Source organism: Cellulomonas sp. (genome assembly GCF_017744555.1).
Lineage (GTDB): Bacteria > Actinomycetota > Actinomycetes > Actinomycetales > Cellulomonadaceae > Cellulomonas.
This window is the reverse complement of the sequence record NZ_JAGIBD010000015.1, coordinates 1-21,272: the sequence shown is the minus strand read 5'-3', so window position 1 is coordinate 21,272 and position 21,272 is coordinate 1. Positions and strand designations below refer to the sequence as shown.

The window sequence follows — 21,272 nt, the reverse complement described above, 5'->3', positions numbered from 1 at the left end:
GGAACGGGCAAAGGCCCCGGTGCGTGCATCGGAGGGGCACTAACCGATGACGGCGTCCAACCTGGCCGCGGCGGTTCCGCGGCCCGGGACGGCGCCGTGAGGTCGCCGAGGCGTCGAAGAGTCGCGGACGCAGCGGTGTCGGGTCGAGGCACGACCGGACGCTAGGCGGCGACCACCCGGCCGCGACCGGACGGGACTGGCGGCCGACAACGACCGGCTCGCGCCGCGGGCTGTGGACGGCTCGCGCAGGAGCGGGCCGACGTCGGCGGGCAGTCCGACGGCCTGGGCGAGCGAGGCGTCAGGCGTCGGCGACGACGATCGCCAGCAGGCCCGGCCCGGCGTGCGCGGCGAGTACCGCGCTCGACTCGCACACCACGAGCTCGGACACCCGGTCCCCCGCCCAGGCGGCGACCTGCGAGGCGATCGACGTCCCGAGGTCGGGCTGCCCGAGGTGGTGCACCGCAATACGCACGGCGGGCCGCGTGGCGGCCTCGGCGACCGCGACACTCTCCAGGCGGTCGCGCGCGGCCCGGCGGGTGCGGACCTTCTCCTGCACGACCACGCTCCCGTCCCGCAGCGCGAGCAGCGGTCGCAGTCCGAGGACCGTCCCGATCGCCGCGGCGGGGGCGCTGAGCCGTCCACCTCGCCGCAGGTGGTCGACGGACTCGACGAGGAACCACACCCGGGTCGAGGCCGCGGTCGCGGCGGCGCGGGCCGCGACCGTCGCGGCGTCGGGCCCGGAGGGCTCGACGTGTCGTCGCGCGCGCCACCAGGACCGCGCCGCCGCGAGCGGGCCGGTCGGCGGCGTCGGCTGCGGTCCGTCGGCGCCGGCGGCGCACCGGGCGGCGTCGAGCACCGCGAACCCGAGGGCCATCCCGACGACGCGGGAGTCGACGACGTGCACCGGCACGGGCGACGTCGCGGCCGCGAGCCGGGCGGCCCGCACGGTGCCGGACAGCTCACCAGACAGGTGCACCGACACGATCTCGCGTGCACCGGCCGCGGCAGCCCGTGCGTACGCGGCGGCGAACGCGGCAGGCGGCGGCTGCGACGTCGTCACGCGGGCGTTGTGAGTGAGCGCGTCGAGGAGCTCCGCGGGCGACAGGTCGACGCCCTCGACGTGCCGCACGCCGTCGACGACCACGTCGAGCGGGACGACGCCGATGCCCCAGCGCTCGGCGGCACCGGGTGGGAGCGACGCCGTGGAGTCGGTGACGACGGCGACCGTCGGCCGTGCCCCCGGGCGTGCTCGCCCGGTGACCGCCGACGAGTCGCGGGTCGGGCCCGCGGTCAGGCCGGCACCACGTTGACGAGCTTGGGCGCCCGCACGATGACCGTGCGGACGTCACGCCCGTCGAGCGCCCGCTGCACGCCGGCGTCGGCCAGCGCGAGCGCGCGCAGGTCGTCGTCGGAGACGTCGGGGCTGACCTCGGCGCGTCCCCGCACCTTGCCCTGCACCTGCAGGACGCACGTGACGGTGTCCTCGACGAGGAACGCCGGGTCGGCGACGGGGTACGGCTCGTGCGCGAGCGAGCGCTCGTGGCCCAGCCGGGCCCACAGCTCCTCGGCGACGTGCGGGGCGATCGGCGCCGTCATGAGGATCAGCGGCTCGATCGCGGCGCGCGGCACCTCGCTCAGCGTCGTCAGGTGGTTGTTCAGCACGATGAGCTTGGCGATCGCGGTGTTGATCCGCATCGCCTCCATGTCGACCGTGACGTCGGCGATCGTGCGGTGCAGCACGCGCAGGGTCTCGGGCGACAGCGCGCCGTCGGTCACGGTGACCTCGCCCGTGCCCTCGTCCACGGCGTTGCGCCACAGCCGCTGCAGGAAGCGCTGCGACCCGACGACGGCGCGCGTCTCCCACGGGCGCGACAGGTCGAGCGGGCCCATCGACATCTCGTACACGCGCAGCGTGTCGGCGCCGTACTCGGCGTACATCTCGTCGGGCGTCACCATGTTCTTGAGGGACTTGCCCATCTTCCCGTACTCACGGTTGACGGCCTGGCCCTGCCAGGTGAAGCCCGTCGGCGACGCGTGGTCCTCGACGACCTCGTCGGCGGGCACGTACACGCCCCGCTCGTCGGTGTATGCGTACGCCTGGATGTAGCCCTGGTTGAAGAGCCGGTGGAACGGCTCGCCGCTCGCCACGTGACCGAGGTCGTGCAGCACCTTGTGCCAGAACCGCGCGTACAGCAGGTGCAGCACGGCGTGCTCGACGCCGCCGACGTACAGGTCGACGCCGCCGATCGAGCCGGGCGCCTGGTGGCCGTGGCCCGACCCCATCCAGTAGCGCTCGAGCGCGGGGTCGACGAGCACGGCGTCGTTCGTCGGGTCCAGGTAGCGCAGGTAGTACCAGCACGACCCGGCCCAGTTGGGCATCGTGTTGGTGTCGCGGCGGTACGTCTTCGGGCCGTCCCCGAGGTCGAGCGTGACGTTGACCCAGTCCTCGTTGCGGCCCAGCGGGGGCTCGGGGGTGGAGTGCGCGTCCTCCGGGTCGAACGTGCGCGGCGAGTAGTCGGGCACGTCGGGCAGGTTCACGGGCAGCGACTGCTCGGGGACCGCGATCGGCAGGTCGTTCTCGTCGTAGACGATCGGGAACGGCTCGCCCCAGTAGCGCTGCCGGCTGAACAGCCAGTCGCGCAGGCGGTACGTGATGGTGCCCTCGCCGACGCCGTGCGCCTCGAGCCACGCGATGATCGCGGCCTTGGCGTCCGCGACGGACAGCCCGTCGAGGCTGATCTGGTCGTTCGACGAGTTGATCGTCGCGCCGTCGCCCGTGCGCGCGCCGTCCGGCGTGCCCTCCGGGGCGTCGACCGTGTAGACCACCGGCAGCTCGAAGGCCTGCGCGAACGCGTAGTCGCGCTCGTCACCGCCGGGAACGGCCATGATCGCGCCCGTGCCGTAGCCCATGAGGACGTAGTCGGCGGTGAACACCGGCAGCAGCTCGCCGTCGACCGGGTTCGTGGCCAGGTGACCGGTGAACACGCCCGTCTTGCGGCCGGCGTCGGCCTGGCGCTCGACGGCCGTCTTGGCGGCGGACTCACGGCGGTACGCGGCGACCGCGTCGGCGGGCGTGCGGTGACCGCCCGTCCAGGCGCCGTGCGTGCCGTCGGGCCAGGCGGGCGGGACCTCGTCGAGCAGCGGGTGCTCGGGGGCGACGACCATGAACGTGGCACCGAACAGCGTGTCCGGGCGAGTGGTGAACACCTCGACCTCGGCGCCGCCCTGCACCGCGAACCGGACGCGCGCGCCCGACGAGCGGCCGATCCAGTTGCGCTGCATCGCCTTGACCTTGTCGGGCCAGTCGATGTGCTCGAGGTCGTCGACCAGGCGGTCGGCGTAGGCCGTGATGCGCATGTTCCACTGGCGCAGGTTGCGCTGGAACACCGGGAAGTTGCCGCGCTCGGAGCGGCCCTCGGACGTGACCTCCTCGTTCGCGAGGACCGTCCCGAGGCCGGGGCACCAGTTGACGGGCGTCTCGGAGACGTAGGCGAGGCGCTGCGCGTCGATCACGCGGCGGCGCGCGACCTCGTCGAGCTCCGCCCACGTCCCCTCGGGGAGCGTCCGCTCCCCCGACTCGTACGCGGCGACCAGGTCCGCGATGGGCCGCGCGCGACCACGACCGCCGTCGGGCCGCTCGGCGTCCTCGTCGTACCAGGAGTCGAAGATCTGCAGGAAGATCCACTGCGTCCAGCGGACGTAGCCCGGGTCGATCGTCGCGAACGAGCGGCGCGGGTCGTGCGCCAGGCCAAGGCGACGCAGCTGGCGCTGCATGATCTCGATGTTGGCCTCGGTCGTGGTGCGCGGGTGCTGACCCGTCTGCACCGCGTACTGCTCGGCGGGCAGTCCGAACGCGTCGAAGCCGAGCGCGTGCAGGACGTTGTCGCCCTGCATGCGGCGGAAGCGCGCGACGACGTCGGTCGCGATGTACCCGAGCGGGTGGCCGATGTGCAGGCCCGCGCCCGACGGGTACGGGAACATGTCCATGACGAAGTACGACGGCTGCGCGGGGTCGGCGTTGCGACCGTCACCGTCCGTGAGGTCGCCGACGGGGTTCGCGGCGAAGAACGTGCCGCGCTCCTGCCACTGGTCCTGCCAGCGGAGCTCGATGTCGCGCGCGAGGTCCGCGGTGTAGCGGAACGGCACGTCGTCCGTGGACGACGTGGAGCTGGCGGGGGCGGGGACGTGCTGCGCGGTCACCCGGCGAGTTTACCGGCCGGACCGGGGCGGACGGCCACGTCGATCCGTCCCCGGACGGCGTCCGGATCGTCCCTCGCCGACGTCAGCCGACCGGCACGGCCTCGGCGGTGCTGTCCGCACGGACGTCGTCGGACGGGGCGGCACCGCGGACGGGCGCCGGACCGCGTCCGACGGTGAGCACGACGAGCAGCCCCGCCGCCGTGAGCGCGGCGCCGACCCACGCGGGTGCCAGGTAGCCCGCACCGGCTGCGATGACGACGCCACCCAGGAACGCGCCGGCCGCGTTGCCGAGGTTGAGCGCCGAGTGGCACAGCGCAGCACCGAGCGACGGCGCCGCCGGGGACACGTCCATGAGCCGCGTCTGCAGCGACAGGCCGAGGACCTGCGACGTGACACCCAGCAGCACGAGCGACACGACCGCCGGGACCACGTACGGTCCGACGAGCGCGATGGCGACGAGCACGACGATGGTCGTCACCATGCCGCCGATCACGGTGCCGAGGACCGAACGATCGGCGAACCGGCCGCCGACGAGCGTGCCGACCGTCATGCCGACGCCGTACAGCGCGAGCAGGACCGGAACGGCGCCGACGGACAGCCCCGTCACCTCGGTGAGCAGCGGTTTGACGTACGAGTAGACGGCGAACATGCCGCCGAACCCGATCGCCCCGGCGCCGAACGCGACCCACAGCGGCCCGTTGCGCAGGGCGCCGAGCTCGGTGCGGACGGTGGCGCCCGGCAGGGGCGCGAGCGACGGCGTCCACGCCCAGAGCGCCACGAGCGTGACGAGCCCGAGCGCGCCGACGCCGACGAACGACCAGCGCCAGCCGATCGCGTGCCCGACGACCGCGGTGAGCGGGACCCCGACCGCGCACGCGACGGTGAGGCCCGCCATCATCGACGCGACCGCTCGGCCGCGTCGTTCGGCACCGACCACGGCGGTCCCCATGACGGCGCCGACCCCGAAGAACGCGCCGTGCGGCAGGCCGGCCACGAAGCGTGCGGCGACGAGCCAGCCGGCCGACGCGGCGAACGCCGACAGCACGTTGCCGACGACGAACGCGACCATGAGCAACAGCAGGAGACGCCGGCGGTCCAGCCGCGCGCCGATCGCGGCGAGCGTGGGCGCACCGACGACGACGCCGAGCGCGTACGCGGTGATCGCGTTGCCGGCGGTCGGGATCGAGACGCCGAGGTCGGTCGCGATCTCGGGCAGCAGGCCCATGGTCGCGAACTCGGTGGTGCCGATGCAGAAGCCGCCGAGCGCGAGCGCCACGAGGGCCGCTCGGGCGCGGGCTGGGGTGAGGAGGACCACGGCGACAACTCCGGACGAATCGATTCGATCACGCGGCGGAGAACGTCGTCGTCAACTCCGGTGGGATGCCTTCAGACTACGCGACGCCTGCTGCCACGAGCCAGATGGCGCGCGCCGCGACCTCACCGAGCTCGACCGTGCCGTCCGTCTCGCCGACCCGCACGGACACGACCCCCGTGACCGCCCGGCGCTCCACGACCGTGACCGGGGCGTCGAGCACGAGCCCGACCGACTCGACGTAGCGCAGCAGCTCCGGGTCGGCGTCCGAGATCCGCGCGACGGCCCACCGGCCCGGGTCGGCGTCCCACAGGACCAGCGCCTGGGGCACGTCGAGCGACCCGTCCGGACCGGGGATCGGGTCGCCGTGCGGGTCCCGCCGGGGGTGGCCCAGCTGCGCGTCGATCCGGTCGACGAACAGGTCTGACACCGCGTGCTCGAGCACCTCGGCCTCGTCGTGCACCTCGTCCCAGCCGTAGCCGAGCACCTCGACGAGGAACGTCTCGACGAGCCGGTGCCGGCGCACCATCGCGAGCGCGTGCCGTTCGCCGTCCGCGGTGAGCTGCACGGCGCCGTACGGCTCGTGGGTCACGAGGCCGCTGTCGGCGAGCCGCCGGACCGTCTCGGAGACCGTGGACGCCCCGACCCCGAGCCGCGTGGCGAGCAGCTTGGTCGTGACCGGCACGTCCGACCACTCCTGCGCCGACCAGATGACCTTGAGGTAGTCCTGCGTCACGGGCGTCAGGACGGGGGTGGTCGGCGGCTCGCTCACGGCGACCAGCGTAGGGGCGGGTTCACGGGCCGGTGTTCACCGCGCGTCCGTCACCAGCCGTCGACGCTCCAGTGCCACGCCTCGCTCGGCAGGTTGCGCAACCCCGCCTCGGGCGCGTGCGCCCGGAGCCACTCGAACGCCACGGACCCCGGCCGCACGACCGAGCCGTCCACGGTGAAGTCGAGCGCGAGACCCCGCTCGTGCCGCGACGTCCCCGGCGGCGCGGTCGGCGGCGAGCACACGACGCTCGCGCCGTCGGCGGTCGTCGAGCAGTTCGCGGCCCGCAGCGCGACCTGCTGCTCGCCGCTGCGCCATCCCCAGGCGTGCAGGTCGACACCGTCGGCGCGCGCCTGCTCGATGAGCGTGTCGACCGCGTCGGCGAGGCACGGGTGCACCCGGACGCCGGTCGCCGTGACGACCGTCTGCTCGAGCGGGACGGGCGCGTCGACGGCGGCGCAGTCGGTCGCCGCGAGCGCGGGGGCGGTGAGCTCGACGGGCACGACGACCCGCCACAGCTCCTGGCCCGTGCCGGCGAGCAGCGCCATCGAGCCGTCCTCCAGGTGCAGGCCGACGCCGGGTCCCGCGGCCTCGGTGCCGGTCGCCCACAGCGGTGTGCCGGCGGCGTCGAGCAGGACGGCGTTGCCGTCGGACTGGACGACGAGCCGCGCCCCGTCCCCCGGCGGCGACGCGAGCGGCGCGGTCCAGAGCAGGTGCCCGTCGTACCCGAGCGTGAGCCCGTCCGCCGTCAGCCGCAGGCGGAGATGACCGTCGGGCGAGCCGAGGTCCTGGCCGACGCCGAGCGCCGAGCCGTCCACGAGGGTCGCGGGACCGATCGCGGTGCCGCTGCGCCACAGCGGTGCGCCCGCCGCGTCGAACAGCACGAGGTCGCCGTCGTCCTGCAGCACGAGCGACGCGCCCTCGTGCCCGGCGGTCCGCGTCCGCCACGCGCGGTGCCCGTCCGGGGCCGCCACCACGAGGTTGCCGTCCGTGCCGAGCGTGAGGACCGAACCCGGCTCGTGCGTGCCGGCGGACCAGCGCGACGTGCCGTCGGGGCCGAGCAGCGTGACGTCGCCGTCGTCGAGCACCTGCAGGGTCTGCCTGCCGTCGGGCGACGAGAGCGTCTGCCCAGGACCGAGCGAGCCGCCCGCGGCCAGGATCGACGGCCGCACGGTCGTCCCGGAGTCCCAGGCCACGGTGTCCGCCGCGTCCCGGACCACGAGGTCGCCGTCGTCCTGGAGCACCAGGCGGGCGCCCGGCCGGCCGGTCGTGTCCGTGCGCCACGCCACCGACCCGTCGGGAGAGACGAGCACGACGTCGCCGTCGGGGCCGACGGACAGGACCGCACCCGCGGCGGTCGTGCCGCTGGTCCAGCGCAGGCTGCCGTCGGCGCCGAACAGCGCGAGCGACCCGTCCGCCTGGAGCACGAGCGCCTCCGACCCGTCGGACGAGACGAGGGCCTGGCCCGCGGTGAGCTGCTCACCGGGCCGGAGCGTGTCCTCGCCTGTCGCCGCGTGCGCGGGCCCCGCGAGCGTGACGACCAGCCCGGCGACCGCGAGCGGGACCAGCGCGAGCGGCCGCGCGCGACCCCCGCGGCGCCCCCGCCTCCCACCCCGTCGTGCCCTGACCACGTGCTCCCCCGTGCGCATCGGCGCGCTCTGCGAGGGGCCGCGTCCGGCGCGGGCACGGTCCCTCGCGCGCTCTCACCCTAGGTGACGTGCGTCACACTGGTGAAGGGCTGACGCCGCTGGTCGGCAGTCGTGGCCCTGACGGGAAGACGTCCGGCCACTGCAGCCGCGGACTGACCGAGACGCTCGTGTCGGGCCGCACCTGCACGATCTGGTAGTCGAGGAACCGGCGCTCCTGCGGGTCCCACCGCAGCACAGTCATCTCGGCGACGCCGTGCAGCGGGCCGATCGTCGGCTCCCCCAGCGTCGCACCCGCGGTGCTCGCGCTGATGTACCGGACGCCGCCGCCCACCACGAGCGGACCGATCCGCTGGTGCAGGTGACCGGACATCTGGGCCGGGACGCACCCGCTGTCGAGCGCCGCCTGCCCGACCGACGGCGTGTGGATGAGCAGCAGGTCGACGCCGTCCTCGTCGTCGCACGCGACGTCCGCGAGCCGCTTGCCCTCGTCGCTCGCCGACTCGCGGCCCGCGGACGACGTGCCGCTGCCGACGCGCGTCTCGTTCGGGTCGCTGTCTCCCAGGATCCGCAGCCCGTCGACCTCGACGACCTTGCCGCCGAGCACCGTCGCCCCCGCCTTCGCGTACGTCGCGCTCGTCTCGCTCGAGTCGTGGTTGCCCGGTGACGTCACGAGCTCGACGCTCTTCGGGATCGACCGCGCGAACGTCGTCACGCAGTACTGCTCGACGGTCGTGCCGTTCATCGTCGTGTCGCCCGCGTCGAGCACGAGGTCCGCGCCGACGCGCCGCACGGTGTCACGCACGAGCGGGGCCATGCCGACGTTGCAGTGCAGGTCGGAGACCAGGACGAGCACGACCGGCTCGACAGGCTCGGGGGTCGGCGTGCCGGTGGGGCTCGGCGACTCCGTGGGGCGGAGGTCGGCCAGCTCCTGGTCGAGGTCGTCGCGCGCGTCCCACGCCTCGTCCAGCGAGCGCTTCGCGGTCGCGTAGAACTGCTCGTTCGCGCGGTACGCGGCGACGACCTGGCCGCCGTACGTGTCGATCACGCCACCGAGCCGGCCCGTCACCCGGGCGCCCTCGAGCGGGGTGTCGTCGAACACCGCCGAGGCCGGCTGCGCCTCCGACGGGCGGTCGCGCTCACCCACGCTCGACGTGAGGACGGTCGCCCCCACGACGACCACGAGCCCGCCGGCCGTGATCGCCCGGCGGTGCGGCGCGATGACCGCGACGAGCTCCCGGCGTCTAGCCGCCCCGAGCGCCAGCCGACCCAGCCACCAGGCGGCGACGAGCACCGCGAGCGCGCCGACCGTCCGGCCCGCGACGTCCACGACGAGCTCGCGCGCGACGTTCTGCACCGTGGCCTGCGGCGCCGAGAACAGCTGGAGGTACCCCTGCAGGTCGCCGTTGAGCGCCTGCAGCGTGGTCGGCCGGTCGAGCTGCGTGAACGACTCGGGGATCTCCTGCACGGTCACCCGCACCCCGAGGGTGAGGGGCAGCGGCGAGTCGATCTCGAGCGTGCCGAGCGGACCGAGGTCGAGCGTGACCGTCGAGTCGGTCGTCACGTCGTAGCGAGCCTGGTGCGGACCGAGGTTGCCCTCGACGGACGCCGTCGTGACGCCGAACACCAGCGCGGCGAGCACCCCGACGACGACGACCACGACCCGCGGCCACCGGGGCGCGCGGAGCGTGCCGACGGGCTCGTCGCCGGGACCCGGCTCGGGGCTCGTCGTTCCGTCCATGGCCGTCGAGCCTAAGCGCGGGCGCGGGCCACTTTCTCGACGAGAGCCCCGCGGAGCGGGCGAACCGGTGGGCGAAACGTCAGGCGCGGGCGTCCCGCCAGTCCACCCAGCGCCGCAGCAGCGACATGTCGTAGTCGGGCCCGCTGAGCCCCACGGTGAACAGCGTGACGCCGGCGTCGAGCAGGTCGTCCGCCACGGCCTCGGGCGGCGCCTGGACGGCGGTGGAGCGCTCGACGAGCGACGCCGTGTCGCGTCCGACGGCCACGCCGTGCTCGTCGAGGATCGCGCTCTTGCGGCGCACCGTCTCCGCGTCGCCGAACGCGTGCCACGCGTCGGCGTGCTCCGCCACGACCCGCAGCGTCTTGCGCTCGCCGCCGCCCCCGACGAGCACCGGGATGTCGCGCGTCGGCACCGGGTTGGACGCCGCCCAGCGCGCCTTGATCCGCGGCAGCGCGGCGGCGAGGTCGGCGATCCGGGTGCCGGGCGTGCCGAACTCGTAGCCGAACTGGTCGTAGTCCTTCTCGAACCAGCCCGCACCGATGCCCAGGATCAGGCGGCCGCCGCTGATGTGGTCGACCGTGCGGGCCATGTCCGCGAGCAGCTCGGGGTTCCGGTACGAGTTGCACGTCACGAGCGCGCCGATCTCGACGCGGCTCGTCTGCTCCGCCCACGCGCCGAGCATCGTCCAGCACTCGAAGTGCTTGCCGTCGGGGTCGCCGCTGAGCGGGAAGAAGTGGTCCCAGTTGAAGACGACGTCGACGCCGAGGTCCTCGGCCCGGCGGACGGCATCACGGATCTGCGCGTAGTCGGCGTGCTGCGGCTGGAGCTGGACACCGATGCGGACGGGAGGAGTCATGCGGCCGAGCCTAGGCGCGTGCGCAGGTCACTGCTCCGCCGTCCTACCGTTGCGTCACTGCTCCGCCGTCCTGCCGTCTCGTCACTGCTCCGCCGTGCGTCCGTCGCGTCACTGATACGTCACGAGGTCCGGCACCGGCTGGACGGCGTACGTCTGCGCCGGGTCGAGCATCGGCTGGTCCTCGTCGTAGAAGTTCTTCCAGCCCCAGTGCACGGGCGGCGCCCCGGCCCGCAGCGTCGCCCACGTCCCGGCCTTCGCCGGCTGCGTGCCCTGGCCGTCGACGTGGATGAGCACCGCGAGCTCGTCGTGCGACGTGTCGAGCCGCTCGCGCCCGGCGACCATGCGCAGCGAGAACTGGTGCACCACGAACATCTTCTGCGGGAGGCCACGCTGCCGGGTCAGGTCGGCGAGCCAGGCCGCGACCGCGTTGATCTCGTCGACGCCCACCGACCCGATCTGCCGCAGGTGCACCTGGTCCGGAGCGAGCCGCCACTCGGGGTCGAGCGCGAGCCCGACGTACGGCAGGGCGAGGAGGTCCTGGTACCGCTGCGCCTGCGTGAGGAAGTCGGTGCGGCCGGGCTGCAGGTCGAGCACGACGGCGAACCCGGCGGCGCCGGCGGCCTCGACCAGGGGACGCAGCGTCTCGACCGGGATCGCGCGCGAGTAGCTGCCGTCCGCCTCGGGTCCGGCCGACGCGACGGTCGCGATGATCTCGACGGCGGGGACCACGGTGTCGCCCGTGAGCGGCCGGAACGCGTCGGCGTGCGCCTGCGCCCGGGCGATCGTCGCGGGCACGTCCTGCTCCCCCAGCACGCCGAGCGCGGGCGTGCCAGGGGCGCCGTACAGCGCGACGTACTTCTTGCCGGGCAGCCCTGGGACCTGCGGGAACACGAGCTGCCCGCCGCCGGGTGCGAGGAGACCGGACGACGCGGCCGCGACCCGGGACGCCAGCAGCGCAGGGTCGCCGAACGCGGCGCCGACGGCGACGACGTGCGCCGGGTGGTTGGCGGCGAGCGCCTGGACGCCCGCCGTGGTGGCGCGCGGGTCGCCGCCGGGGACGTCGACGACCGGGAGGCCGGCGGCGGCGATGGTCGCGAGCGCGGCGGCCGGGGCGGCGCCGACGCCCGTGAGCGCGACCGTCCCGGTGAGGGGCTCCGGACGGGCCGTGCGCGGCAGGTCGGCGGGGGTCGACGACGGGGACGGGGACACGCGAGCGGTGGGCGCCGAGGGCGTGGGCGTCGAGGGTGCGAGCGTCACTGGGGCGGCGAGCTGGCCACCCGTGGGCGCCGCGCTCGGCGCCTCGGACGAAGTCCCCGCGGCGGCGGTGGCATCCGCGCGGACGAGCGTCACGTCCGACGGGACCGCGAGGTCGGTGGCGCCGTGGGCGAGCACCCAGCGGGTGCCGAGGCGGTCGAGCTCGCCGAGCAGCGCGTCCGCCGGCACCGCGGGACCGGTGAGCAGCAGGGGGGCACCGACCGTCGTCGCCGTCGTGGCGGCGGCGGCCTGCGCGGCGGGGTCCTCCGCGGGGGCGAGCACCACGACGGGAGCCTGCGCGAACAGCGTCTGCGACGCCTCCAGGGCCGCAGTCTCGGCCGTCGCGGCGGGGAGCACGACGGCGGCGGGCGCGGGCGTCGTGAGCGTCGCGGTGAGCGCCGGCGTGGCGGTCGGGGTCGCGGACGGGGTGCGGGGCGACGAGGTCGCGGCCGTCGGCCGCTCGTCGGGAGTGCACCCCACGAGCACGAGGAGCGCCGCCACGACCACGGCCACGGGCCCCCGCGCTCGTCGGGTGCCCGAGGGCACGCGGGGGGTGGCGGGTGTCGTCGGCATCCCCGCCACTGTAGGTGCGTCGGCGGGCGACCACGGACCGGGACTCCCCTTCCGGTGGGCCGCGCCGGCGGGCTACGGTCGGGTCGACACAGCCCCCGGGGAGCGCAGGAGCGCTGAGAGTGCGGCCGGACGCCACGTCCCACCCGCAGACCCGTGGAACCTGACCTGGTTCGCACCAGCGTAGGGAGCAGGGCACGTCGCCGGCCGTGCGCCGGTGGTCATGGTCGTCGGGCGGCGCGCCGTCCGGGAACCAGGGTCACGGCGGCACAGCCGGTGGCTCGTGCTGCTGCCCGGGGGTCCGACCCGCGACACCGGGAGCACCCATGAGCACCGTCACCAGCACCTCGCGCAGCGCCCCGACACCCACCGACCTCGGGGTCGGTGCCCGCCTCTCGCTCCACCCGTCCGGCGGCGTCGCCACGGTGCTCGCCGACGCGTACGCCGCGGCGGACGCGTCAGGGGTCGAGGTCACGGCCGACGACGTGTCGACGCTCGTCCGCGGGTCGGAGGCGGACGTGCTGAGGTTCGTGCAGCAGGTCGTCGCCACGGGGGCACGGCTCGCCGGGCACGCCGTCGCGCACGTGCACCTGTCCCGCGGCTGCCCGGGCGAGGTCGCGTGCGAGCTGCCCGACGACGCCGTCCTGGCGTGGGCGGACGCGCCCGAGCTGCCCGCGACCGGCCTGCGCGCCACCGCGCAGTGGGCCCTGTACCCGCTCGACGACGGTCGACCGGGGCACCCGGGCGACCACATGCGGGCCATCGAGCAGGCCGTCGCGGTCGCGCGCACGCGGGCGACGGTGTCGCCGGAGCGGTTCGTCACGCGCCTCGACGGCGACCTGGCGGACGTCCTCGGTGCGGTGGCCGCCGGGTGGCTCGCGGCCGGCCGGCACGTCCGGCACGTCGTCGCGCACGCGACGGTGTCGGTGGGGTCGGCGCCCGAAGGCTGAGCGCGGGCCGGGAGGCGCACATCCCACGCCCCTGGCAGCCTCGGAGGGTGGGCACCCACCGCGAGGTCGAGGCGGCCTTCGAGGTGCCCGACGACGCCACGCTTCCCGACCTGAGCGGCGCCGGCGGGCTCGCCCGGTCGGACCGCCCGGACCCCGACGACCTCGTCGCGCAGTACTTCGACACGGCGTCGCTCGACCTGCTGCGCGCCGGGGTGACCCTGCGACGGCGCATCGGCGGCAGCGACGAGGGCTGGCACCTCAAGGTCCCCGGCGACGGCACGGCCGACGAGGCCCGGACACGGACCGAGCACCGCCTGCCGCTGGGCGACCCGACCGCGCCAGACGCGCTGCTCGACCTGGTGCGCGCGCGGGTGCGGAACCGCCCGGTCGACGTCGTCGCGGAGCTGCGGACCCGGCGGGTGCCGCACCGGTGGTCGGACGCCACGGGCCGGGCGGTCGTCGAGATCACGGACGACCACGTGCACGCCGTGGTCCACGACGGCGACGAGCGGACCACGGTCACGTGGCGGGAGTGGGAGGCCGAGCTCGTCGACGACGCGGACGACGACGCCGCGCTCGCCGCCGTCACGGCCCGCCTCGGCGCGGTGCCCGGCGCGACGCCCCGGGTGGCGTCCAAGCTCGAGCGCGCGCTGGGCGACCGGGTGCCCGACCGGCGGTCGGTCGAGCCGCGCGACGGCTCGGCGGGCGAGGTCGTGCGCGCGTACGTCGCGCGGCACCTGGAGCGGCTGCTCGACGCGCACGCGGGTGCCCGCGGCGGCGACGACGCCGCGGTGCACGACGCCCGCGTGTCGGCCCGGCGGCTGCGCACGGTCCTCGCGGTGTACCGGCCCGTGCTCGACCGCACGGTCACCGATCCTCTGCGCGACGAGCTCGCGGACGTCGGGCACGCCCTCGGCGCCGCGCGGGACCCGCACGTCGAGCTGCGCGGGCTCCTGCGTCGGGTCGAGGCGGAGCCCGCCGAGCTGGTGCTCGGGCCGGTCGTCGCCCGGCTTCGCGAGGACCGGTCGCAGGCGCGGCGCGCCGGGGTCGAGCGGCTCGCGGCCGTGCTCGGCTCGGACGCCTGGTGGCGGCTGCTCGACGCGCTCGACGCCGTCGCCGACGGCACCCCGACGGGTCCGGACGCCGCACGGCCCTCCGACGAGGTGGTGCCCGCGCGGGTGCGCCGTGCGTGGCGCCGCCTGGACCGTCGCGCGCAGGATCTCGCCGCCGCCGAGCCTGCGGCGGCGGACGAGGCGCGCCACGAGGTCCGCAAGGCCGCCCGGCGTGCCCGGTATGCCGCCGAGGCGGCCGTCCCCGTGGTCGGGAAGCCCGCACGACGCAGCGCCCGACGGGCGCGCGCGGTGCAGGACGTGCTCGGCACCCAGCACGACACGGTCGTGCGTCGGGCGACGCTGCGCCGGGTCGGCGTGCAGGCGCACCTCGACGGCGAGAACGCGTTCACGTTCGGCCGGCTGCACGCCCTGGAGCAGGCGGCCGGGGACGCAGCGGCGCGGGACGCAGAGGCGCTGATCGAACGCGCCCGGGACCCGTCGCACCGCGGCTGGATGGGGTGAGGTCAGGCCACCGCGACACGCACCACGTTGCGCCACGGGTCCTCGAACAGCACCGTCACGCCGTCGTCCGCCACGGGCGCCCCCGCGAACCGCACCCGGTCGGTGAGCGCGCCGAGGTCGTCGGCCGTCGGCACGGTGATCCGCACCTCGCCGAGCCCGAGGGACGACGCGCGCGGACCGGCGCCGGCGCTGTTCCACGTGTTCATCGCGAGGTGGTGGTGGTACCCGCCGGCCGACACGAACAGGGCGCTGTGCCACTCGGAGGTCACGTCGAACCCGAGGGCGTCGACGTAGAAGCGGCGGGCCGAGTCCACGTCGCCGACCTGCAGGTGCACGTGCCCGACGACGGCGTCCCCGGCGCCCGGCTGCTCCACGAGCTCGTCGGTGAGGTGCTCGCGCAGGAACGCGTTCGGGTCGAGACGCAGCGAGTCCATGACGACCCGGCCGTCCGCATCGTGCTGCCACAGGCTGCGGCTGCGGTCCCAGTACAGCTCGACCCCGTTGCCCTCGGGGTCGGTGAGGTAGAACGCGAGCGAGACGAGGTGGTCGGCGGAGCCGACGAACGAGCCGGGCTCGCGCTGCGCGACCGACGCGAGCGTCGCGGCCAGGCCGCCCTGGTCGTCGAACAGCAGGGCGGTGTGGAACAGGCCCGCCGAGCCGCGGACCGCGGGCGGCAGGTCCGGCGTGTGCTGCAGGACGATCAGCGGCGTGCTCCCCCGGCCGAGCGTCACGGTGCCGGCCTGTCGCGTGCCGCCGAAGCGCTCGCCCGGGTCGTCGACCACGTCGAGCGCGAGGCCGTCGCGGTAGAACCGCAGCTGGCGGTCGAGGTCGCCGACGAGCAGCGTCACGGCATCCATCCCGGTGCCGGCGGCGATCGAGTCGTGCGGCGCCGGGGCGTGCAGGGGCACGGCTCGGCCGGATCCGGGTGTCGGTGCTGTCGTCATGTCTCTCACAATAGTTGAGAGTTCAACTTTGTTCCCCGGGGAGCGCGTCACACGACCGGCGGCACGTCCCCCGTGCGGTGGTTGTGGCCGAGCCCGGTGAGGAACCGCGGGCCGGTCGCGACCAGCTCGCTCGCGAACGTGCTCGCCCACGTCCCGTACGGCGCGTGCGCCAGCCCGTCGTTGGCGAACCTCGCGTCCGTCGTCACCTCGGTGACGCAGAAGTCCGGGATCAGCAGGTCCGTCACCGGCCCGCCGCGCTCCACCTCCGCGACCACCAGGGGCGCGTTGCCGCCGGCGAAGACGTCGATGACCCACCCGTCCGTGCCGAGCCACACCGAGTGCCGCAGCTTCGCGACGCGCGCGTCGGCGCGGCGGATCAGCTCGACCGCGACCGCCGGGTCGAGCTCGCGCTCGGCCTCGTACCGGGTCCCCTCGACCATCGGGCCCTTGACGGTGATCGCGCAGAAGTCGACGGCGCGCACGTGCTTCTCGAGCAGCGCGAGCTCGTCGTCCGCCGGGTCGATCGGTCCGGCCACGGCCGAGGCCTGCGCGCGGACCCGGACCGCGAACCCGTCCTGCGCGAGAAGGTACGACTGGACGATGAGCGCCGGGGCGCTCTCGAGCAGCTCGGTCGGCGGGCGCTCGACCCAGAACCGCCGCTCGAACTCGAAGTCGCCGTAGCCGGTGTCGCTCATCGCGCAATGCTCCCCGTGCGGTGCATGCCCGGAGCCTACCGACGTGGGTGCCTCATTCCGCGGACACCGCGAGAGCACCGGCAGGCGCGCCGCGCGGATCGCCGGCCAGACCGCCGCCAGGACGCCCACGACGACCGCGAGCGCGAGCATCACGAGCAGGCTCCCCCACGGCACCGCGAGCGTCCGCAGGCCCTTGTCGGCGAACACCGTCGGCAGCGTCGACGCGAGCGCGACCCCGACCACCAGCCCGACGGCGGTGCCGAACACCGCGGTGAGCACCGACTCGACCGTGATGGTGGCGCCGAGCTGCACGCGCCCGAGCCCGACGGCGCGCAGCAGCCCGATCTCCCGCGTGCGCTCGATGACGGACAGCGCGAGCGTGTTGACGATGCCGAGCACCGCGATGACGACGGACAGGCCCAGCAGCGCGTAGAGGATGACGAGCACCCGGTCGACCTGCTCGGCGAGGTCGGACACGAACTGCTCGGGGTCCATGACCGTGATGACGACGTACGGCTGGACGGTCGTGGTGAGCGCGTGGCGCAGCCCCTCGAGGTCGGTCCCCCGCACGGCCGTCACGAACACGGTCGTGACCTGCTGCTGGTCGGCGGGCACGAGCGCGTCGAGCAAGGCCTGCGGCGCGACGAGAGGGACGCCGAACGCGGGCGAGTCGATGACGGCGCCGATCCGTGCGGTGCGCGGCTCGCCGGTGCCCGTGAGCGTGAGCGCGTCGCCGACGTGCCAGCCCTCGTCGCGTGCCGTGGTGCGCTGCACGGCGACGTCCCCGCGAGCGAGCGCGTCGCGGAACGACCCCTGGACCTCGGTGGTCCGGACGCTGCGCCCGATGGCCGCCGGGTCCACGCCGGTGACCGTGAACGAGTCGCCGTCGCCCTGCTCGACGCGCACGGCGGCGGTCGCGAACGCGTCGGCCGCGCGCACGTCCGGCAGCGCCCGCACGTCGGCGACGGCCTGCGCCGGGACGGTGCCGGCGGGTGCGACCCGTAGGATGAAGTCGGTGCTCGCCTCGCGGGTGACGATCGCGCGCGTCGACGCCTGGGCCGTGGCCGCGATGACCGCCGACGCGCCCACCAGCGCCATGCCGATCATCAGGGCACCCGCGGTGTTCGCGGTGCGGCGAGGGTTGCGGACGACGTTGCCGCGCGCGAGCCGCCCGACCGGGCGCACCGCGACGAGTGGCGTCCCGATCACCGTGAGGACGGTGCGCGCAACGACGGGCGCGACGCCGAGCACGCCGAGGACGACCGCGCAGGCGCCGAGGCCGAGCCAGCGGTCCGCTCCGTCCGCCTCCGGCGCGACCATCGCCCGAGCGATCGCCGCCGCCCCCGCGACGAGCAGCGCGGCGCCCACGAGCGCGCGGCGCACGAGCGACCTCTCGGGCAGCGTCACCTCGTCGCGCAACGCGTCGACGGGCGGGACGAGCGCGGCCCGCCGGGCGGGGATCGCGGCGGCCGCGACGCTCACGCACGTGCCGAGCAGCACGGAGACGACGACCGTAAAGGCGTCGATCGGGACCTGCCCGGCGAGGTCCATGCCGAACGACGCGAGCACCTGCCGCAGCAGGACCACGAGACCGAGCCCGCCCGCGACGCCGAGCACCGCGCCCACCACGCCGACGAGCGCGGCCTGCAGCACGATCGACCCGAACACCTGCAGCGGTGACGCGCCGACGGCTCGCAGCAGCGCGAGCTCACGGGTGCGCTGCCGTACCCACATCGCGAACGTGTTCGCGATGATGAACGCCCCGACGAACAACGACACCCCGGCGAACACCAGCAGGAACGTCGTGACGAACCCGAGCACCTCCTCGACGCTCTCGGTCGCCTCGGCCCGCATCTGGTCGCCCGTGATCGCGACGGCGGGCGCACCGGGCGTGGAGTCGGCGCGCAGCACGGGCGCGAGCCGGTCGACGAGCTGCTGCTCGGTGACGCCCGGGTCGGCGTTGACCGCGATCGACACCGCGGTCCCGTCGGGCGCGAACGCGGCCTCCGCCGTCGCGCGGTCGACGAACACGACGGTCGCACCAGCGAGCGCCGCCCCGATCTCGGCCTCGCCGACCACCCGCACCGGCCGCAGCTCGCCCCCGACGACGAGCGTCGTGTCGTCGCCGAGGGACAGGCCCGACGCGGCGAGCGACGTCGACTCGACCACGACCTCGTCCGGCCCGCGCGGCGCGTGGCCCGCGACGAGGTGCACGGCCCGGTCACGCCGGTCGAACCCGAACGCGAAGCTCGGCGCCTGCGTGCTCTGCACCGCCGTCCCGTCGGCCCCCACGAGCACCACGGGCCCTTGCAGGTCCGGCAACGCGGCCGCGACACCGTCGACCTTCTCGATGTCGTCCACCAGCGAGAGCGGGACGCGGTTGTGCGTGCCGGCGCCCGGGCCTGCGGCACCGCCCGCCTCGTCGGCCCCGCGCACGTAGGCGTCGCCGAGCGTCGTGGTCGCGATGATGTCCGCGAACGTCGACCCGAGCATCGTCCGCAGCGCGAACGTGCCCGCCACGAACGCGACGCCGAGCGCCACGGCCAGCACGGAGAGGCAGAACCGGACGAGGTGCGCCTGGATGGCGCGGACCGCGACGCGGTTCACCGTCCGGCCGCCCCGAGCTGCTCCAGCACGGTCGCGGGCGTCGGGTCGCGCAGCTCGCCGATGAGCCGCCCGTCGGCGAGGAACAGCACGCGGTGCGCGTAGCCGGCCGACGTGGGGTCGTGCGTCACCATGACGACGGACTGGCCGAGCTCGTCGACGCTGCGCCGCAGGAACCCGAGGACCTCGGCCGACGACGCCGAGTCGAGGTTGCCCGTCGGCTCGTCTGCGAACACCACCGCCGGCCGACCGATGAGGGCGCGCGCGCACGCGACCCGCTGCTGCTGCCCGCCCGACAGCTCGCTCGGCTTGTGGTCCAGCCGGTCCGCCAGGCCGAGGGTGCGGACGACGAGGTCGAGGTGCGACCGGTCGACGGGACGGCGCGCGATGTCGAGCGGGAGCGTGATGTTCTCGAGCGCGGTGAGCGTCGGCACCAGGTTGTACGACTGGAAGACGAACCCGACGCGGGTCCGGCGCAGCTGCGTGAGCCGCCGCTCGGACCATCTGGACACCTCGGCACCGTCCACCACGACCGACCCGGACGTCGGCCGGTCGAGACCGGCGAGGCAGTGCATGAACGTCGACTTGCCCGAGCCGGACGGCCCCATGACGGCCGTGAGCTCCCCGCGGACGAGGTCGACGTCGATCCCGTCGAGCGCGCGCACGGCCGTCGGGCCCTCGCCGTAGACCTTCACCAGCTCGTTCGCCGACGCGATCACGTCACTCATCCGGCCCCCCAGACGGTGTGAGCTTCCTTGGGTCGATCGTGCCCTTTCCCGGCCGCTCCTGCCGAGTGTGCGAGGATGGGGGCACACCTGGGCGGCGCGAACCCGCGCGCCCCGCGTCGTGGAGATCCCCCAGCACTCGTTGGTTGCTCTGGCGGCGGACCCCGACCCACCCTCCCCGAGAGGCTTCACCTGTGACTTCCTTCGCCGACCTCGGCGTGCCCGCTCCCCTCGTCTCGACCCTCACGGACCAGGGCATCACCGCACCGTTCCCCATCCAGACCGCCACGCTGCCCGACTCGCTGGCCGGACGCGACGTGCTCGGCCGCGGCCGCACGGGCTCCGGCAAGACGATCGCGTTCGCCCTGCCGCTCGTCGCGCGCCTCGCCGCCGACCGCAAGCCCAAGGTCGCCCGTCGGCCCCGTGCCCTCGTGCTCGCGCCGACACGCGAGCTCGCCTCGCAGATCGACGCGACCGTCGCCCCGCTCGCCAAGGCGACGGGCCTCAACACGACCGTCATCTTCGGCGGCGTCTCGCAGGGCAAGCAGGTCTCCGCCCTGAACGGTGGCATCGACATCGTCATCGCCTGTCCCGGCCGGCTCGAGGACCTGCTCGGCCAGAAGGCGCTCACGCTCGACGGCATCGAGGTCACGGTCCTCGACGAGGCCGACCACATGGCCGACCTCGGCTTCCTGCCCGGCGTCAAGCGGATCATGGACAAGACCCCGCGCGACGGTCAGCGCCTGCTGTTCTCCGCGACCCTGGACAACGGCGTGGACCTGCTCGTCAAGCGGTACCTCACGTCGCCCGTCGAGCACTCCGTCGACAGCGCGCAGTCGCCGGTCGCCGCGATGACGCACCACCTGTTCGAGGTGCGCGACGTCGAGACGAAGAAGGCGATCGTCCACCACCTCGCCTCCGGCACCGGACGCCGCGTCCTGTTCATGCGGACCAAGCACCAGGCCAAGAAGCTCGCCAAGCAGCTCACCGTCGAGGGCATCCCCGCGGTCGACCTGCACGGCAACCTCGGCCAGGGCGCGCGCGAGCGCAACCTCGAGGCGTTCTCGTCGGGCGCCGTGAAGGTGCTCGTCGCGACCGACATCGCCGCCCGCGGCATCCACGTGGACGACGTCGAGCTCGTCGTGCACGTCGACCCGCCCGCCGAGCACAAGGCGTACCTGCACCGCTCCGGCCGCACCGCGCGAGCCGGTTCGGGCGGCGACGTCGTGACGCTCGTGCTGCCCGAGCAGCGCGGCGACGTCCGGGCACTCACCCGGGCGGCCAAGATCACGGCCCAGCCGCAGCCTGTGGCGCCGGGCGACGCGGTGCTGACCCGCCTCGTGCCCGACGTCGCGCCGCACGTCCCGTACGTCCCCGCGCCCGCCCAGGCGCCGGCCGGCCGGTCGTCAGGCGGTGGCGGCCGCGGTCGCTC

Annotated in this window: 14 protein-coding genes and 1 riboswitch; of the genes, 3 read left to right on the top strand and 11 right to left on the bottom strand. The window is 75.0% G+C overall.

What is annotated here, in order from left to right; genetic code table 11:
• Window positions 1-298: 298 nt before the first annotated feature.
• From J7523_RS11490 to J7523_RS11455, 8 genes are all read right to left on the bottom strand, one after another.
• On the bottom strand, window positions 299-1,294 hold the full coding sequence (locus tag J7523_RS11490) for a DegV family protein (protein ID WP_291886548.1): 996 nt from the start codon (window positions 1,292-1,294) through the stop codon (window positions 299-301).
• On the bottom strand, window positions 1,291-4,200 hold the full coding sequence (gene leuS, locus J7523_RS11485) for a leucine--tRNA ligase (RefSeq protein ID WP_291886420.1): 2,910 nt from the start codon (window positions 4,198-4,200) through the stop codon (window positions 1,291-1,293). Before leuS ends, J7523_RS11490 begins: the two co-directional genes overlap by 4 nt.
• Window positions 4,201-4,282: 82 nt before the next feature.
• On the bottom strand, window positions 4,283-5,515 hold the full coding sequence (locus J7523_RS11480) for an MFS transporter (protein WP_291886417.1): 1,233 nt from the start codon (window positions 5,513-5,515) through the stop codon (window positions 4,283-4,285).
• A gap of 76 nt (window positions 5,516-5,591) precedes the next feature.
• Window positions 5,592-6,284: a metal-dependent transcriptional regulator gene (locus tag J7523_RS11475; protein WP_291886414.1), complete on the bottom strand. Its 693-nt coding sequence runs from the start codon at window positions 6,282-6,284 to the stop codon at window positions 5,592-5,594.
• Between the two features lie 50 nt (window positions 6,285-6,334).
• Window positions 6,335-7,930, bottom strand: a complete 1,596-nt coding sequence (locus J7523_RS11470; RefSeq protein ID WP_291886411.1) for a D-alanyl-D-alanine carboxypeptidase family protein — start codon at window positions 7,928-7,930, stop codon at window positions 6,335-6,337.
• A gap of 73 nt (window positions 7,931-8,003) precedes the next feature.
• Complete coding sequence (locus tag J7523_RS11465; protein WP_291886409.1) at window positions 8,004-9,668, bottom strand: metallophosphoesterase; 1,665 nt, start codon at window positions 9,666-9,668, stop codon at window positions 8,004-8,006.
• A 79-nt stretch (window positions 9,669-9,747) separates the two neighbouring features.
• A complete protein-coding gene (locus J7523_RS11460) occupies window positions 9,748-10,524 on the bottom strand; it encodes an LLM class F420-dependent oxidoreductase (RefSeq protein ID WP_291886407.1) in 777 nt (258 codons plus the stop codon).
• A 108-nt stretch (window positions 10,525-10,632) separates the two neighbouring features.
• The gene (locus J7523_RS11455) at window positions 10,633-12,351 is read right to left on the bottom strand and encodes a hypothetical protein (protein ID WP_291886405.1); all 1,719 of its coding nucleotides are present in this window, start codon (window positions 12,349-12,351) and stop codon (window positions 10,633-10,635) included.
• Window positions 12,352-12,437: 86 nt separating this feature from the next.
• Window positions 12,438-12,555: riboswitch (TPP riboswitch) on the top strand.
• 119 nt (window positions 12,556-12,674) lie between these two features.
• Between J7523_RS11455 and J7523_RS11450 the strand changes: the two genes are divergently transcribed.
• Window positions 12,675-13,298, top strand: coding sequence for a YkoF family thiamine/hydroxymethylpyrimidine-binding protein (locus J7523_RS11450; RefSeq protein WP_291886402.1), 624 nt, complete (start codon window positions 12,675-12,677; stop codon window positions 13,296-13,298).
• A 47-nt stretch (window positions 13,299-13,345) separates the two neighbouring features.
• Window positions 13,346-14,872: a CYTH and CHAD domain-containing protein gene (locus tag J7523_RS11445; protein ID WP_291886399.1), complete on the top strand. Its 1,527-nt coding sequence runs from the start codon at window positions 13,346-13,348 to the stop codon at window positions 14,870-14,872.
• 2 nt (window positions 14,873-14,874) lie between these two features.
• On the opposite strand, the gene J7523_RS11440 is transcribed toward J7523_RS11445, so the two are convergent.
• From J7523_RS11440 to J7523_RS11425, 3 genes are read right to left on the bottom strand one after another with little or no spacing between them, the layout of a single operon-like run.
• Window positions 14,875-15,816 carry a VOC family protein gene (locus tag J7523_RS11440; protein WP_291886397.1) on the bottom strand — a complete coding sequence of 314 codons (942 nt, stop codon included), beginning with the start codon at window positions 15,814-15,816 and terminating at the stop codon, window positions 14,875-14,877.
• Window positions 15,817-15,863: 47 nt separating this feature from the next.
• Complete coding sequence (locus J7523_RS11430) at window positions 15,864-19,118, bottom strand: FtsX-like permease family protein (RefSeq protein WP_363266879.1); 3,255 nt, start codon at window positions 19,116-19,118, stop codon at window positions 15,864-15,866.
• On the bottom strand, window positions 19,115-19,843 hold the full coding sequence (locus J7523_RS11425) for an ABC transporter ATP-binding protein (protein ID WP_291886395.1): 729 nt from the start codon (window positions 19,841-19,843) through the stop codon (window positions 19,115-19,117). The genes J7523_RS11430 and J7523_RS11425 overlap by 4 nt, the downstream gene beginning before the upstream one ends.
• Window positions 19,844-20,034: 191 nt before the next feature.
• Here J7523_RS11425 and J7523_RS11420 point away from each other — a divergent pair.
• Window positions 20,035-21,272, top strand: a 1,238-nt coding sequence (locus tag J7523_RS11420) for a DEAD/DEAH box helicase (RefSeq protein ID WP_291886392.1), incomplete at its 3' end; no start/stop codon positions are given.

Excerpts from the sequence above, each read along its gene's own strand:
- J7523_RS11440 (WP_291886397.1), bottom strand. The coding sequence starts at position 15,816 with ATGACGACAGCACCGACACCCGGATCCGGCCGAGCCGTGCCCCTGCAC.
- J7523_RS11455 (WP_291886405.1), bottom strand. The coding sequence starts at position 12,351 with ATGCCGACGACACCCGCCACCCCCCGCGTGCCCTCGGGCACCCGACGA.
- J7523_RS11465 (WP_291886409.1), bottom strand. The coding sequence starts at position 9,668 with ATGGACGGAACGACGAGCCCCGAGCCGGGTCCCGGCGACGAGCCCGTC.
- J7523_RS11470 (WP_291886411.1), bottom strand. The coding sequence starts at position 7,930 with ATGCGCACGGGGGAGCACGTGGTCAGGGCACGACGGGGTGGGAGGCGG.
- J7523_RS11425 (WP_291886395.1), bottom strand. The coding sequence starts at position 19,843 with ATGAGTGACGTGATCGCGTCGGCGAACGAGCTGGTGAAGGTCTACGGC.
- J7523_RS11450 (WP_291886402.1), top strand. The coding sequence starts at position 12,675 with ATGAGCACCGTCACCAGCACCTCGCGCAGCGCCCCGACACCCACCGAC.
- J7523_RS11460 (WP_291886407.1), bottom strand. The coding sequence starts at position 10,524 with ATGACTCCTCCCGTCCGCATCGGTGTCCAGCTCCAGCCGCAGCACGCC.